This is a genomic window from Methanoculleus oceani (assembly GCF_023702065.1).
GTDB lineage: Archaea > Halobacteriota > Methanomicrobia > Methanomicrobiales > Methanoculleaceae > Methanoculleus > Methanoculleus oceani.
The window spans coordinates 996472-1011680 of sequence record NZ_QFDM01000001.1 but is presented as its reverse complement, the minus strand read 5'-3'; the positions used below and the strand labels follow the sequence as shown (position 1 = coordinate 1011680).

Genomic DNA, 15209 nt, shown 5'->3' with positions numbered 1-15209 from the left:
GTGCGTGTTGGGGGCTCTGCGTTTGGTCGGGTGTTTGTGGGGGTGTGTTGGGGGGGGGGGCGGCGGGGGGGGGGGGGGGCGCGGGGGGGGGGGGGGGGGGGGGGGAGGGGGGGGGGGGGGGGGGGGGGGGGGGGGGCCCCCCCCCCCCCCCTCCCCTGTCCCACCCCCCCGAGGCGATATCCACCACGGTCCACTGCACCGGGCTTTTTCCGCGTTGTGACTGTTCTTGCATCCCTCCTCTTCATGCCCACTTGCGTTCGCGACATGACGACCACAAGTCTCGGTCACCAGCGAAGCCCCCGCAGAGATTACCCTGCACCACCGCGACCTGCCGGTGGAAAAAATCCTCAGCAGAGCAGGTTTCCACGGAAACGGATCGACCATCCTCCCCCCAAACCACAAGTGCTAATATCGGACCTGCCGCATACCTGATCACGAATGGCGGACCTCCTGAGTTTTGCGTTGCTGACATTCTCTTCGATCATCATCGTAGTGAACCCGCTCGCAGCCACCCTGATCTTCGTCTCCCTCACCGGCACGATGGACCAGGCGACGAAACTCAAGGTCGCACGTGACGCCAGTCAGTTTGCTCTGATTATCCTGTTGATATTCACCATCGCAGGAGGCTGGATCCTGCAGCTCTTCGGCATCTCCATCGAGGCGTTCCGCATCGCAGGCGGCCTCCTTCTCTTCGGCATAGGCATGGACATGGTCTACGCAAAAACCTCCCGGACGAAGATGACCGCTACCGAGAAGTACGAGGGGCAGGACGCGGACGACATCGCCGTCATGCCGCTTGCAATCCCGATGATCACGGGGCCCGGCGCCATCACCTCCGCGATCGTGCTGATGAACGAAGCGATGGGCATGAGTGTCGCCGCAATCGCCGTCGTGCCGCTCGCCGCAGGCGCGGCCATCGGGATCACCTACTACATGATGCAGAACGCCGACGTCATCGTCCGGCGCATCGGCCAGCGCGAGTATCGCGCCGTCAACCGGCTGATGGGTATGCTCCTCATCGCGATTGCGATCCAGTTCATCCTCATCGGAATCAGAGCCGCGTTCCCCATTCTTACCGGAGGCACCGCATGAAACCAGACCTTACGCTCCCCGGAGCAGCCCTGATCAGCACCTGCATCATTGCAGGCGGGATCCTGATCGGGGCGCAGACGTTCGCTGTCGTTGTCCCGTTCGCCCCGTACATCATGGTGGCACTCGCCGTCCTCGTCGTCCTCGGCGCAGCCATGCTCGTTCTCTCCTGCAGAGGCCGGGACACAAGCCCGTCCCGGTGATGACGAAGATAGCGCTTGCCCAGGTTGCCGGCGGCGGGGAGAAGCCGGCCGGGAGGCTTGAGGCGGCCGGCAGGATGGCCGAGGAGGCAGCGGGAGCGGGAGCGTCGCTCATCTGTTTTCCCGAGCAGTTCGTGACCGGGTGGTCCCCGGAGATCCCCCCGGAGGCCGGGGAGCCTCTCGACGGCCCGCTCACCGCTGCATTCGGACGGATGGCAGAGAGGTGCGGCATCGCGGTCGCAGGATCGATCGTCGAAGCGGTGCCGGGGCGCCGGCCCGGAAACACCGTCGTGGTGCTCGGCGCAGGCGGTGAACTCCTCTCTGCCTACGCGAAAGTACATCTCTTCTCTCCCGAGGGGGAGGACCGCAACTACACGGCAGGCGACCGGATCGCCACCTTCACCGTCGACGGGACGAGGTTCGGGCTTGCCATCTGCTACGACCTCCGGTTCCCGGAGCTTTTCCGTATCTACGCCCTCGCCGGGGTGGAGTGCATGCTGGTGCCGGCCGCGTGGCCCTGCTGCCGGCTGCCTCACTGGGAAACCCTCCTCCCTGCACGGGCTCTCGATAACCGGTATTACGTGGCCGGAGTCAACACGGCCGGGGGACCGAACGAGGCCTACTGCGGCGGGTCGCTCGCCGCCGACCCGGACGGTACCGTTGTTGCCCGGGCCGGGAACGGCACAGAACTCCTTTTCTTCGAAGTCGACCCGGCAGTGATTCATGAGGCAAAATCCCGGCTCCCTTCACTTTCGGACCGCAGAAGTGACCTTTATCACAGACTGCTCTCCAAACTGTAGAGATATTCCATGCGGGGTGACCAGCACGTATCGCTCAGTCTTGCCACGACATGGCTCCTTATCGCCCCCTGGGCTCCCGTCCTCGACCCGGTCCTCTCCGCCGTCCTCCTCTTCGGCGTCTTCGTCGGATCGCTTGCACCGGACGCGGATGCCGTCGACGCGGCGATATTCAACGGCAGAATAGCCGGAGCAAAAGGGAAGAGAGGGCAGGTCTTAAACGGATTTGCCGTGGTGCTTCCGGTCTTCGGCTATACCATCAGGTACCTCATCTACTACCCGCTCTCCCTCGTATTCCTGCTGCTCCTCCGGAAGAGCTACCGGCACCGGCACCGCGGGCTGCTCCACTCGTTTTCGGGTGTCGGGCTGACCGCCCTCGTCCTCTCGGGTTACCTGGCCCTCATTCTCACCTGGCTCGGGACGCCTCTCACGCTCCTTCCTGCCTTCGGGTGCGCATTCTTTGCGGGGTGCGTCCTCCACCTCGTGGAGGACACCTGCACCCCGGCCGGCGTCGCCTGGCTCTACCCCTTCTCCCGGCGGCGGATGGCAGGCCGCGTCCGGACGCAGGGACTTCTTGAGGTGCGCCCGGCAGCCTTCGCCATCGTGCTCGCGGCAGCGGCGGCCGGGATGCTCGTCGCGCCGTTCGTGACCGGGGCCTCCCCGGGGGGTCTCGGGCTCCTTGCGCTCGTCGGCACTCCTGTCCTCTGGCTGCTCTTCATGCTCGTCTCCCGCGTCCGGTGCGAGCGGCGGCGGTGAGGCGATCCGTCCGGACCCTCGATACCATATCTATACGTATCCGGGCGATCAACGATTTTCTATGTACCGTCTCGTCTGCGTTCATTGTGGTGCAACCTACACACCGGACCAGATCATCTATACGTGCAACCGCTGCGGACACCTGCTGACCGTCGAATACGACCTGGACAGCATCGATGTCTCCCGGGATGAATGGAACCGGCGCCCCCTCTCGGTCTGGCGCTACCGCGAACTCCTCCCGGTCCGGGGCGAACCGGTCTCCCTCCAGGAAGGAGGCACCCCCCTCTACCACTTAAAGAACATAGGCAGGGAACTGGGTCTCCCCGAACTCTACGCCAAACACGAGGGGATGAACCCGACAGGTTCGTTCAAGGACCGCGGCATGACCGTGGGCGTCAGCATGGCCCGGGAACTCGGGATGACGACCGTCGCCTGCGCGAGTACCGGGAACACCTCCGCAAGCCTCGCTGCCTACGCGGCGAAGGGCGGCATCCCCTGCGTCGTCCTCCTGCCTGCGGGAAAGGTAGCCCTCGGCAAGGTCGCGCAGGCGCTGATGCACGGTGCGCGGGTCATCTCCATCCGCGGCAACTTCGACAAAGCGCTCGAGATGGTACACGAGCTCTGCATCAGCCAGGGTCTTTACCTGTTAAACTCGGTCAACCCCTACCGCCTTGAGGGGCAGAAGACGATCGGGTTCGAGGCGATCGACCAGCTCGGCGGCGAGGTGCCCGACAGGATGGTCCTCCCGGTCGGAAACGCGGGCAACATCTCCGCGGTCTACAAAGGCCTCCGGGAGCTTGAGGCGCTCGGGTTCATCGACCGGCTGCCGATGATGACCGGCATCCAGGCGGCCGGCTCGCAGCCGGTGGTGAGGGCAATAGAGCAGAATCTCGAGGTGCTGGTTCCGGAATCCGCGCCCGAGACCGTTGCGACCGCGATACGGATCGGCGCCCCGGTGAACGCGGAGAAGGCGCTGGTCGCCATCCGCGCGACCGGCGGGACGGCTGCGGCCGTGACCGACGAGGAGATCCTTGCCATGCAGCGGGACCTCGCGAGGAAGGAAGGGATCGGGGTCGAGCCCGCCTCGGCAGCCTCGGTCGCCGGAATACGGAAACTGGCCGAACTCGGCCTGATCGATAGGGATGAGCGGATCGTCTGTGTGGTGACCGGTCATCTCTTAAAAGATCCCGAAACAGTGGTACGACAATGCGACCCCCCCATCGAGATCGACGCGGACCTGCACTCGCTGCTCTCTGCCTTGCGCTGATACTGATCTGCACCCCGGCGGCGGCACAGGAGGCCGTCATCCGGGTGCTCCCCGGCGGCACCGCCTATGAGGCCACGGTCCAGGTCTCGGGGAGCGAGCACGCCTTCTGGACCCCGGGCATGATGGGTGAGCGGGTCCCGCTCCAGGTCGAGGACCTCGAGGTGCTCGATCCTTCGGGTCCGGTCGACTACCGGGAGACAGGGAGAGGAGTCATCGCCTTCCCGGAGGGGAACCACACAATCACCTACCGGGCCCCCGTGAGAGACAACCGCCTTGTCGTGGCCTTTGATACGCCGTATGCCGTGACCGTCGCTCTTCCCGAGGGCGTCGACGTCAGAAACCCGCTCATCGGCATGGTCAGCCCCGGCGGGACCATCTCGCCCGGGCCGAACGGGACCACGGAAGTCACCTGGGACCGGATGACGGTCGTGGAGGTCCGCTTCTACACCCCGGATCGCGAGATCCTGCTCACCACCTTCGGCACCATATGGCTCGCGGTCGCGCTTGTCCTGATCCTTCCCCTCCTCATCTCGCGGAGGAAGGAGGGCGAATGATCGAGATCGTCGCCGCATCCTTCCTGATCGGGTTCTCCGGGGCCGCCTCGCCCGGCCCCATGACCGCCTCGGTCCTCGGCCTCGGGTCACGGCAACCCGGGCGGTTCGTTGCGGGGCTTATCGCGGGGCACGGCATCCCCGAAGCCGCGATGGTCGCGGCCATAGCCTTCGGCGTGCGCGACATTCCGCATATCGACCTCGTCGCCCTCCTCGGATCCGGCGTCCTGATCGCGCTCGGTATCGGCCAGTTTCTCCGTGCCGGAGACGCCGTCGCCGTGAGCGAGGAGACCAGGGCGCCTATCGCCTTCGGAGTGGCCTGCACGCTAGGCAACCCCTACTGGTGGGTCTGGTGGCTCACGTTCGGCGTCGGGTTCCTTGCGCTCCACCCATCGTTCGTCGAGTTCTACGTCGGGCACATCGGTGCGGATATCGTCTGGCTCGGGCTCCTCGGCTTTGCCGTTTCACGCGGGGCGAACATTCTCGGCCCTCATTACAAAAAAGTGGTGCAGGCGAGCGGACTCGCCATGGTTCTCTTCGGGCTGTACTTTATTCTGACGATTCTTTTCGCTTGATGTCGATGCCGAACCGCTCAGCGTTCGCGTCGGCGACCGCCTGGATATTCGCGATCATGTCATCCTGCCGGGCAGGCTTGAAGAGGTGCCGGAAGCGCTTCTGCTTTGCGAGGTACTCCTCGACCGGCTTGCGTCTCACCTTCTTCGCCTTCTCCACCACACCGTCGACCATCTCGTAGTTCACCCAGAGACCGGTCTCGATAGCGAGTTTCGCCATGTTAAGCGTCTCGCCGGATTCAAAGCCCCATCCCGTGCAGCAGGGGGTGTGCACCTGGATGTAGCAGGGTCCGGGGGTGTTGATCGCCCGCTCGACCTTCTGCACGAAGTCGTTCGGGTAAGCGATCGAGGCCGTCGCGACGTAGGGCGCACCGTGAGCAGCAAGGATCGCGGGCATATCCTTCTTCGGGTGCAGGTTTCCGGGCGAGCACTTTCCTGCCGGGCTCGTCGTGGTGCTCGCGCCGTAGGGTGTCGCGCCCGACCGCTGGATGCCCGTGTTCATGTAAGCCTCGTTGTCGTAGCAGATGTAGGTGATGTCGTGGCCCCGCTCGAAGGCGCCGCTGATGCAGAGCACCCCGATATCGAACGTGGCTCCGTCGCCGCAGACGCAGAGAACCTTCTCAGTGCGTCCCTGCCTCTTTAACGACGCCTCGATACCCGAGGCAACCGCTGCGGCGTTCTCGAAGAGCGAGTGGATCCAGGGGACCCCCCAGGCAGTCTCCGGGTAGGGCGTGGAGAAGACCTCCATGCAGCCGGTCGATGCCACCAGGATCGCGTTCTTCCCGGTCGCCTTGAGGAGCAGGCGGGCCGCAAGTGCCGGGCCGCATCCTCCGCACGCCCGGTGCCCGGCCGAGAAGAGCTCGCATCCTCCCCCTTCTACCTCAGCCATTCAGAGCACCTCCGTCCGTAATCCATAGAACATATCTCCTTTTCCCTTCTCGGCGAGGTCGACGACCGCAGCGATGTCCTTCTTCCGCACGTCGCGTCCGCCGAGAGCGATGATGTAGTCGTACACGGCCGCACCGGATCCGTAGAGCGCCGATTTCACCTCGGTGCCGACCGCTCCGCCGTTGCCGAGCGAGATGTTCTTGTCGAGCACCGCCACCGTCGAGACGCCTTTGAGCGCATCCGCGATCTCCGGGCCGGGGAACGGCCGGTAGGTCCGGATCTTCAAGAGCCCCACCTTCCGGCCGTGCTCGCGCATCTCGTCGATGGCGTCCTTTGCGGTGCCGCAGATGGAGCCCATGGCGACGAGTGCGGTATCGGCATCCTCGAGACGGTAACCCTCGACGAGTGCCGAGTAGTCCCTGCCGAACTGTTCGCCGAACTCGCGCCCGGCTCTCGCGAAAGCATCTTTGGCGCGGTACAGTGCCCGGTCGATCTCATACCGGAACTCCGTGTAGTACTCGGGCGTCGCGTACATCCCCATGCTCAGCGGATTCGCGGCGTCCAGCCGCTGGTATGGCTTAAAAGCCGGGAGATAGGCATCCACCTCCTCCTGGGAAGGGAGGGTAACCGGTTCGTAGGTGTGCGTGAGGATGAATCCGTCGAAGCAGACGAACGCCGGCAGGAGAATGTCGTGGTCTTCGCAGACCCGGTAAGCGATCATGTGAAGATCGGCAGCCTCCTGATTGTCCTCCGCATAGTACTGCAGCCACCCGGAGTCGCGCAGGGATATCGAGTCCTGCTGGTCGTTCCAGATCGAGAGCGGCGCACCGAGCGAGCGGTTCGCAATCGTCATCACGATCGGCTGGCGCATTCCCGCCGCGTTGAAGCAGACTTCAAACATCAGAGCAAGCCCCTGGGAGGTCGTTGCCGAGTAGACACGGGAGCCCGCTGCACTCGCACCGAGGCAGGCGGAGAGGGCCGAGAACTCGCTCTCGACCGTTATGTATTCGGCATCGATCTCACAGTTCGCCACCATCTGAGCAAGATCCTCGACGATGTGCGTCTGCGGCGTGATGGGATAGGCGGCGATAACCTGCGGGCGGCAGCGTTTCACGATCTCGGCCACTGCATGCGACCCTTCCATAAATTCCAGCATTATTTCTCCTCCTTCTCCATCCGGATGCCTTTCTTCGGGCATATTTCCACGCAGACGCCACAGCCCTTGCAGTAGTCGAGGTCGGGTTCGAACGTGCCCTCTTCCGTCTCGCGGACGCACCCTTCCGGACATACCAGGGCGCACATGCCGCATTTCGTGCAGTTTTCGGGATCAAAGACCGGTTTGAAGACCCGCCAGGCGCCCGTCTTATTCTCGAGAGCCCTGCCCGGAGCCGCGGCGCAGCCGACCCGCAGCGCCATTACGCGGCACCTCCGATCTGGTTGTATGCGCGCTCCGCTGCCCTGACGTTTTTGTCGGCCATGCTTCCGGAGAAACGGCTTCGCAGTGCATGCTCCAGCGGTTCCAGCTTGATCTCGCCAGTGGCTGCGGCGAAAGCGCCCATCAGGGTCGTATTGGTGATGGGCACACCGAGTTCTTCGAGCGCAATGGTGGTCGCATCGATGGTGTAGACCTTCACGCCCTCCGGAACCCGGGAATCGAAGTCGGGCTTCTCGGTGTTGACGATGGCAACGCCGCCCGTTTTCATGCCCTTAAAGACATCCACATCCCCAACCAGGGTCGGGTCCTGCACGATGATGTAGTCGGGTTCGTAGATCTGGCTGCGCAACCGGATCTTCTCGTCACTGAATCGGACGAACGCCTGAACCGGGGCACCCCGGCGTTCCACGCCGAAGGCCGGGAATGCCTGGGAAAACACGCCGCCTTCAAATGCCGCGTAAGCAATGAGTTCGGCGGCGGTCACGGAACCCTGACCACCCCTGCCATGAATGCGTAACTCTCTCAAACAAAAACCCCCTTTAAATCTTAATGATTAATAATATAAATACTCCGGCACCCTGCGGAACCCACCGGAGTCACGGGCGTGCCGGAACATCTGTTGCCCGCGAGACAACTTAATTTTTGCCGGTGTTAAAAGAGAATGCAACCGGGGTGCCGGGATTGTATCGCTTACTGGACGTTGGCGAGGCGGCTCCTGAGCTCCTCGAGGGTGCAGTGACGCACTTCCATCAGAGCGGAGACGAGCGCGTCGGAGAATACCAGCGCCGCGGTCTCGAAGAGTGTCCCGAGAGGGGCGAAAGACCCGGAGACCGACCGGTACTGTCCGGTGAGCTGGCGGATCTCGAAGTCACGCGGGACATCCGTGTCTTTGTGACGGTTATTCCCGATCTCGACGATGCAGTCGGCCATGCGCCCGATATGCGAGTCGGGCGTCGCCGTGACGAGGCAAATCTTCCCCCCGATCTCCCGGGCGGTCTCACAGACGTCCATGACGGACTGGGTCTCTCCCGAACCCGAGAAGGCGACGAGCACGTCTTCCGGCCCGAATGCAGGCGTGATCGTCTCGCCGATGACGTAACTCTCAAACCCAAGATGCATCAGCCGCTGGGCAAACGCCCGGGCAACGAGGCCCGAGCGGCCGGCGCCGGCGAGATAGATCCGCTTCGCGTTGAGTATCTCATCGAGGAACTGACCTGCATTCTCCTGATTTATGGCACGTGCCGTCTCTTCGAGGCTTGATGCCATCAGGAGCATGAGATCGGCGATACTGGGGCATTCCGGCTGCATGCTTCTGGTTCCACCTCTTCTGGTCACCTATACTACCCGGCACCACATAAAAGGGTACGAGATGGAAGGCTGCCGGGAGATCGCCGCCGGATGGGGATTATCGCTCCACCGCGAGCCCGAGGATCCCGGTTGCTCCCGAGAAGACGTCGCGAGCGATCCTGGCAAGCCCCCGGGCCGCACACCACTCGTCGTAGACGGCGACCTTCCGGGAGAGGAGCGCCTCCACCCCCGGTGCGAGGGCGGGGGCCATGGAGCCGGCGAGGGCGACCTTCGCGCCGGGGTTTATGAGAAGCATCGCAGCGCACTCCATCGCGGCAAACATGGCCATCGTCTCCACCCTGAGTTCGGGTGGCATCGAGTGGTTCACGCCCGCGTGGAGGAAGGCGTCGTTCGCCGTGGAGTCGCCCCGGTCGATCCGGCGGATGGCATCCACGTCGAGAGCGCCGTGCCGGGTACCGGGTGCGAAGATGCAGGCGTCGAACGCGCCGGTGATCCGGCCGCCGGTCACGAGGAGGGTGACGGTGTTCGAGCTCGCGTCGCAGACCACGACGTCGTTCCCGAGGTCGTGCACGACCTCATACAGGATCCCGATCTTCTCGGGGCTCGCCTGGTGGGAGTAGGCCTTGAACCGCGGATCGGTCGGCGAGCCCCGGTGCAGCCCGGGGATGACGACTGCCGGAATGCCGCTCTCTTTAATCTCGTCGTAGACCCGGGTGCCGCCGCCGATATGCTTGCCGGCCCCCTCCCGGGAGATGACGCCGCGGTTTTCGACTTTCCCGATATCGGTTACGGCCGGGATGCCGTCACCCATCGAGTAGCAGACGGCGATACCCTCAATCTCGTCGAGAGGGGAGAGTCGGGCAAGATCGCCGGCCGAAAAATGCCTGGCCTCTTCGCGGGAGATCTTGAACTCCTCTGTGCCGGTGGAAAAGCGCATCGCGGTAGTGCCGTGGTCGATGCCGATGAACATGATATAACTCGTTGCACCCTCGGGAGGAAGTAAGTTTTCGGATCGTCCCGTGAGGGGAGGCGTGAATCAGGTTACACTGCCCTGGTAGCGTCTCTTCGTGTATTCCACCGCGCCGACGACGGCGAGGCCCACGAGGAAGAAGACCCAGCCCCCGGACACCATATCCCCGGCAGCAGCCCCCTTCTCCCAGAGCATCCTTGCTGAGCCGAGCATCAGCCCGGTGAGCAGGGCGAGCATCGCCCCGTGGTAGGTCGCGAGGAGGTACTTGAGGGCTTTCGTGAAGAGGAGGAGCCCCGCAACACCGCCGGCAATATAGGCGAATATCTCGGGGAGGGAGAAGGCCCGGAGCGCTTCAAGCATGTACTCGTACTGGTTGAGGACGAGGGTTATGTAGGCTCCCGATACCCCGGGAAGGATCATGGCGCAGAGCGCCGCCATCCCGGTGAGGAAGAGGACCGGCAGAGAGTGGCCGACGTCGAGGTGCCCGAGGCCTCCAATGAGGAACCCGGCACCGGTTCCGACGGCGAGGTAGGCAACGGTGGCCGCGCCCGGGGAGCGGATCTCGAGGAATATGGCTACCGCAGAGGCGATGATGAGGCCGAGGAAGAAGGAGTAGGTCTCCACCGCGTGGTAGGTGAGGAGGGAGAGGATCACGCCGGACATCACGATGAAGGCCGTGCCGATCCCGGCGAGGAGGACGACGAGGAACGGGATATCGATCTTCTCGAGGTCTGTCCGGAGAGACCCGAAGTCGCCCCTTGCGAGGTGTTTTGCCGAGGCAGGGTCGACACTGCCGATAGCCCCGACCAGCCGCTCGTAGATCCCGGTGATGAGGGCAATCGTCCCTCCCGAGACGCCGGGGACGATGTCACAGGCTCCCATCATCAGGCCGCGCAGGTAGATCCCGGCGTTTTCCCGCATAGCCGGACGCCGGCTCATGGCCCGGCTCCGTGAAAGGTATCGATGAACACGGGAACCCGGCTCTGCGGGCGGATCGTATAGTCGCCGGGCCGGGCGAGCGCCGGCGCAGGAGATCCCTGCAGGTAGGCGGCGGCCGGAGACCAGCCGGTCCTGCAACAGGTGTGTGCCTCTCTCAATCGGACAACTCCTTGTGGTTCTTCATATGTTGGAGACGGTCATGTAAAATATGTCCCGATAGGAACTACAGGATCGTGGAATGAACCGTGTGCGGGTATTAACCTTTCCCCATGCCGCCGCATCGCCGCTCTCCCGGGGACAACCGGGGAGCAACTCCGGCGAAGACTCATGACGGGTCGTGCCCGATAAGGGGGGCTTTTCCCCGCTCCACCCATAAGTAAATCCTATAGCGTGAGAGGGTCATTACTCTATGATGTTCTGTATCGTAACGGGCGGTGCCGGTTTCATCGGTTCGCACGTCGTCGACGCCCTGGTCGCGGCGGGAGACGACGTGCTGGTCATCGATGACTGCAGTGCGGGCACCGAGAGGAACCTCGCACACCACGCGGCGAGCGGGCGGGTCGCCTTCGTCAGGCAGAACCTGCTCGATGACGGCTGGCAGGAGCGCATCAAGGGTGCAGACCGGGTCTACCATATCGCTGCAGACCCCGACGTCCGGCAGAGCGCCGTGACCCCGGACTCCCAGATCAGGAACAACATCGTCGCCACGCACCGGGTGCTCGAGGCGATGCGGGCGCACGGCGTGCCGGAACTGGTCTTCACCTCGACCTCGACCGTCTACGGCGACGCCGCCGTCATCCCGACGCCGGAGACCTATACCCCGCTCGAGCCGATATCGGTCTACGGTGCAACGAAACTCGCCTGCGAGGCGCTCATATCGTCGTACTGCCACTCGTTTGAGATGACGTCCTGGGTCTACCGGTTTGCAAACATCATCGGCGAGAGGAGCGGTCACGGTGTCATCCCCGACTTCATCCGGAAACTCCGGGAAAACCCGCGGGAACTCGAGATCCTCGGCGACGGCCGGCAGACAAAGTCCTACCTGGAGGTCGGGGAGTGCGTCCGCGCCGTGCAGTTCGGGATCGAGCACTCGCGCGACCCGGTGAACACTTTCAACATCGGTTCCGAGGACTGGATCGACGTCGTCGCGATCGCCGATATCGTCGCGGAAGAGATGGGTCTCTCCGGCGTCCGTTACCGGTTCACCGGCGGTACACGGGGCTGGGTCGGCGACGTGCCGAGGATGCAGCTCTCGGTCGAGAAACTCAAGGATCTCGGGTGGCGGTGCAGGACAACCTCTGAAGAGAGCGTGCGTACGGCGGTTCGTGCCATGCTCGGATAGGGGCGGGGCACTCTCCCCTCCCCACAATAGCGACCGGGTCGGAATTCCAGGCATTATCAGGACTGCATAACGTGTTCACATGAAGTACATCATAATCCTCGGAGACGGCATGGCGGACGAGCCGCTTGCCGAACTGGGGGGCAGGACACCCCTCGAATACGCAGAGATACCGAATATGGACAGGATCGCCCGCGAGGGGCGGTGCGGGATGCTCCGGACCGTGCCGGACGGGTTTGAGCCGGGGAGCGACGTCGCGAACCTCTCCATCCTGGGCTACGATCCCCGCACCTCCTATACGGGAAGGGGGCCGCTCGAAGCGGCCAGCATGGGGATCGATCTCGGGGACGGCGAGATGGCCTACCGGTGCAACCTGGTCGCGATCCGCGGCGGGGTGATGGAGGACTTCAACGCCGGGCACATCTCCAGTGCCGAGGGCGCAGAACTCCTTCGTGACCTCTCTGCTGCGCTCGGTGACGTCCGGGTCTACCCGGGGATCAGCTACCGGAACCTGATGGTCGTTCCCCGCGCGCGCGGCGCCGTCACCACCCCGCCCCACGACATCGTCGGCAGAACCGTCGGAGAGTTCCTTCCGAGCGGAGACGACGCCGGCATCCTCCTCGACTGCATGGAGCGGTCCAGGAAAATCTTTGCCGACCACCCGGTCAACCGCCGCCGCCGGGAGGAGGGGAAGACCCCGGCAACCGAGGTCTGGCCGTGGAGCGGCGGGAGGAAACCGTCCCTCACACCCTTCAGGGAGAAGTACGGCCTTGCCGGCGGTGTGATCTCCGCAGTCGATCTCTTGAACGGCATCGCCCGCCTTGCCGGGATGGAGGTGATCCGCGTCCCGGGTGCCACCGGGTTCCTGGATACTGATTACGAGGCGAAGGCGCGGCATGCAGTCGACGCCCTCGACCGCCTCGACTTTGTCTACATGCACGTCGAGGCCCCCGACGAGGCCGGGCACATGGGGAGCGTGGAGGAGAAGGTGCGGGCGATCGAGCGCCTCGACGAGGCGATCGGGATCGTCCTGGACCGGCCGGAGACGACCGTCGCGGTCCTCCCCGACCACCCGACGCCGATACGGTGCAAGACCCATACCGCGGACCCGATACCGTTTGCGGTGCTCGGGAAAGGGAGGGATGACGCTTCTGCGTTCTCCGAGCGCGAGGCGGTACGGGGATCTTTCGGGCTCATGCAGGCCCCCGACCTCCTCTCCCTGCTCTTTTCACGGTGAACCGGCCTGAGACGGGGCGGAATTTCCCGGCACCACCTTTTTGTAGTCTCCATACATCACATCTATTCGGATATGAAACCCCTGACGACAGACAGGATCGTCGAGAAGATACGCGAGATCGAGCAGGGCATAGGAAGGCTCTCCCCGATGCAGAAGGTCCTCATCGGGACCGACGGATCGGTGACCAACCTGCTCGAGATGGCGACGGGCCATCCCGTCACCATCACCACCCGCGTTCAGGATGTTATCGGTGCCGACCCCGGGACCGCGGCGGCACTCGAGATCGAGCCGGGTGACGAGGTCAACTACCGCGTTGTGGAGTTGAAAGACAGCGTAACGGGAGAGGTGCTCATCTATGCGGTCTCCTGCACCCCGCTCCGGCGGCTTGCGCCGGAGTTCAGGCAGGACCTCATGCGGGCGGATATCCCGATAGGGAGGATCCTCTGCCGCCACCGGATTGAGTCACGCCGGGAGATCACCGATGCCCGCGTCATCCATGCCGGTACGGATCTCGCCCGGACGTTCAACGTCCACCGGTGCGAACCGATGCTCTCCCGGAAGTACCGGATCATCCACCACGAGGAGCCGCTGATCGCCATCGAAGAGGTCTTCCCCTGCACGGCGTTTGCTGACGAGATCAGGGTGCTGGTCGATGCCCCGTCCCGGATCCACATCACCCTGCTCGATATGAACGGCACGTCGGGCAGGGTGGACGGCGGGGTCGGGGTTACCCTCGACGAGCCCGGGTGCGTCCTGGATGCACGGAAAAGCGCGGGGATCGATGTGCGCGGCGGCGACGAGGAAGCCCGCCGCAGGGTTGCCGATGCGGCCCGGGCGGTGAAGGAGGGGCTCGGCCTCCCGGGCGGTGCGGAGATCGCCCTGCATACCACCGCCCGGCAGCATGCCGGGCTCGGGAGCGGGACGCAGGTTGCGCTCGCCACGGCCGCCGCCCTCTGCCGGCTCTACGACCGGGATGTCCCGGTATCCGACCTTGCGAGGGTCGTCGGCCGCGGCGGGACCTCCGGCATCGGCACGGCGGCGTTCGAGCAGGGCGGGTTTATCCTGGACGGCGGGCACCGGTTCGGAACTCCCGGGGCCAAACAGGATTTCCGTCCGTCGGCGGCATCGAGGGGCATTGCGCCCCCGCCGGTTCTCGCACGGCACCGGTTCCCCGAGGACTGGCGCATCCTCCTTGTGACGCCTGAAACCGGGGCGGGAGCGCACGGGGTAAGAGAAGTAGATATCTTCCGCACGCACTGCCCGGTGCCGCTCGATGAGGTGCGGGAGGTCTGCCACGAGGTGCTCATGCGGATGATCCCGGGTCTCATCGAGCACGATCTCGACCTATTCGGCTCGGCGATCAACCGGACGCAGTGCCTCGGGTTCAAGAAGGTCGAGGTGGCCATGCAGGACCCGGTCGTTCCCTCGCTCCTAGAGGCGACGATGCAGGCCGGCGCCGCCGGTGCGGGCTTAAGTTCGTTCGGGCCGACGGTCTATGCCGTCGGGGATTCCGGCATGGCGGATGTGGCCCGCGCGGCGACGGAGGTGCTCGGCGACCGCGGAGGGTCGGTGCTCCTGACACAGGCAAGGAACTGCGGGGCGGTCGTGCGGACGGGGTGATGCCCGGCCGGGCCGTATTTCGTGACAGCGGGCAACGTATCCGGCATTTCCGGCCCGGGCGGCAAAAACACACCCTTTTTTGACACCGTGAGACCTGCTCCAACCGGTTCCCGACACATTTTAATAGTTTTATACTACTGGTGGAATGGGTGCACGCCGGCACTGCGGGTTCCGGATCCGCAGGCAGGGCCATATCGGGATGTGTCTGAGGCGGAGACCGGCCGATCTTTGCAACCCTCCG

General features: G+C 64.3%; 17 protein-coding genes. 10 read left to right on the top strand and 7 right to left on the bottom strand.

The window, feature by feature from the left end:
- Positions 1-438: 438 nt before the first annotated feature.
- From DIC75_RS05165 to DIC75_RS05135, 7 genes are all read left to right on the top strand, one after another.
- Positions 439-1092, top strand: a complete 654-nt coding sequence (locus tag DIC75_RS05165) for a MarC family protein (protein ID WP_250986927.1) — start codon at positions 439-441, stop codon at positions 1090-1092.
- Positions 1089-1292 (top strand): hypothetical protein, encoded by a 204-nt coding sequence (locus DIC75_RS05160; protein ID WP_250986926.1) that lies wholly within the window; start codon positions 1089-1091, stop codon positions 1290-1292. Before DIC75_RS05165 ends, DIC75_RS05160 begins: the two co-directional genes overlap by 4 nt.
- The gene (locus DIC75_RS05155) at positions 1292-2089 is read left to right on the top strand and encodes a nitrilase-related carbon-nitrogen hydrolase (protein WP_250986925.1); all 798 of its coding nucleotides are present in this window, start codon (positions 1292-1294) and stop codon (positions 2087-2089) included. Before DIC75_RS05160 ends, DIC75_RS05155 begins: the two co-directional genes overlap by 1 nt.
- Before the next feature lie 9 nt (positions 2090-2098).
- Positions 2099-2842 (top strand): metal-dependent hydrolase, encoded by a 744-nt coding sequence (locus tag DIC75_RS05150; protein ID WP_250986924.1) that lies wholly within the window; start codon positions 2099-2101, stop codon positions 2840-2842.
- 61 nt (positions 2843-2903) lie between these two features.
- A complete protein-coding gene (gene thrC, locus DIC75_RS05145; protein WP_250986923.1) occupies positions 2904-4109 on the top strand; it encodes a threonine synthase in 1206 nt (401 codons plus the stop codon).
- A complete protein-coding gene (locus DIC75_RS05140; RefSeq protein WP_250986922.1) occupies positions 4049-4663 on the top strand; it encodes a DUF5803 family protein in 615 nt (204 codons plus the stop codon). The genes thrC and DIC75_RS05140 overlap by 61 nt, the downstream gene beginning before the upstream one ends.
- Positions 4660-5235 carry a LysE family translocator gene (locus DIC75_RS05135; RefSeq protein WP_250986921.1) on the top strand — a complete coding sequence of 192 codons (576 nt, stop codon included), beginning with the start codon at positions 4660-4662 and terminating at the stop codon, positions 5233-5235. Before DIC75_RS05140 ends, DIC75_RS05135 begins: the two co-directional genes overlap by 4 nt.
- On the opposite strand, the gene DIC75_RS05130 is transcribed toward DIC75_RS05135, so the two are convergent.
- The 7 genes from DIC75_RS05130 to DIC75_RS05100 all read right to left on the bottom strand — a co-directional run bounded on the left by DIC75_RS05130 (position 5210) and on the right by DIC75_RS05100 (position 10772).
- Entirely contained in the window at positions 5210-6121 is a 912-nt protein-coding gene (locus DIC75_RS05130; RefSeq protein ID WP_250986920.1) for a thiamine pyrophosphate-dependent enzyme, read from the bottom strand. The two genes, DIC75_RS05135 and DIC75_RS05130, sit on opposite strands and share 26 nt — an antisense overlap.
- The gene (gene porA / locus DIC75_RS05125; RefSeq protein ID WP_250986919.1) at positions 6122-7276 is read right to left on the bottom strand and encodes a pyruvate ferredoxin oxidoreductase; all 1155 of its coding nucleotides are present in this window, start codon (positions 7274-7276) and stop codon (positions 6122-6124) included.
- A complete protein-coding gene (locus tag DIC75_RS05120; protein ID WP_250986918.1) occupies positions 7276-7536 on the bottom strand; it encodes a 4Fe-4S binding protein in 261 nt (86 codons plus the stop codon). The genes porA and DIC75_RS05120 overlap by 1 nt, the downstream gene beginning before the upstream one ends.
- Positions 7536-8081: a pyruvate ferredoxin oxidoreductase subunit gamma gene (locus tag DIC75_RS05115; protein ID WP_250986917.1), complete on the bottom strand. Its 546-nt coding sequence runs from the start codon at positions 8079-8081 to the stop codon at positions 7536-7538. The genes DIC75_RS05120 and DIC75_RS05115 overlap by 1 nt, the downstream gene beginning before the upstream one ends.
- Positions 8082-8245: 164 nt before the next feature.
- Positions 8246-8863 (bottom strand): 6-phospho-3-hexuloisomerase, encoded by a 618-nt coding sequence (gene hxlB, locus DIC75_RS05110; RefSeq protein ID WP_250986916.1) that lies wholly within the window; start codon positions 8861-8863, stop codon positions 8246-8248.
- 97 nt (positions 8864-8960) lie between these two features.
- Positions 8961-9833 carry a methanogenesis marker 12 protein gene (locus DIC75_RS05105; protein ID WP_250986915.1) on the bottom strand — a complete coding sequence of 291 codons (873 nt, stop codon included), beginning with the start codon at positions 9831-9833 and terminating at the stop codon, positions 8961-8963.
- Between the two features lie 66 nt (positions 9834-9899).
- Complete coding sequence (locus DIC75_RS05100; RefSeq protein WP_250986914.1) at positions 9900-10772, bottom strand: DUF368 domain-containing protein; 873 nt, start codon at positions 10770-10772, stop codon at positions 9900-9902.
- Between the two features lie 412 nt (positions 10773-11184).
- On the opposite strand from DIC75_RS05100, the gene DIC75_RS05095 reads away from it, so the two are divergent.
- The 3 genes from DIC75_RS05095 to DIC75_RS05085 all read left to right on the top strand — a co-directional run bounded on the left by DIC75_RS05095 (position 11185) and on the right by DIC75_RS05085 (position 14968).
- Positions 11185-12114 carry an NAD-dependent epimerase/dehydratase family protein gene (locus tag DIC75_RS05095; RefSeq protein WP_250986913.1) on the top strand — a complete coding sequence of 310 codons (930 nt, stop codon included), beginning with the start codon at positions 11185-11187 and terminating at the stop codon, positions 12112-12114.
- Positions 12115-12193: 79 nt separating this feature from the next.
- Positions 12194-13348 (top strand): cofactor-independent phosphoglycerate mutase, encoded by a 1155-nt coding sequence (locus DIC75_RS05090; protein WP_250986912.1) that lies wholly within the window; start codon positions 12194-12196, stop codon positions 13346-13348.
- 72 nt (positions 13349-13420) lie between these two features.
- Entirely contained in the window at positions 13421-14968 is a 1548-nt protein-coding gene (locus DIC75_RS05085) for a beta-ribofuranosylaminobenzene 5'-phosphate synthase (RefSeq protein ID WP_250986911.1), read from the top strand.
- Positions 14969-15209 lie beyond the last annotated feature (241 nt).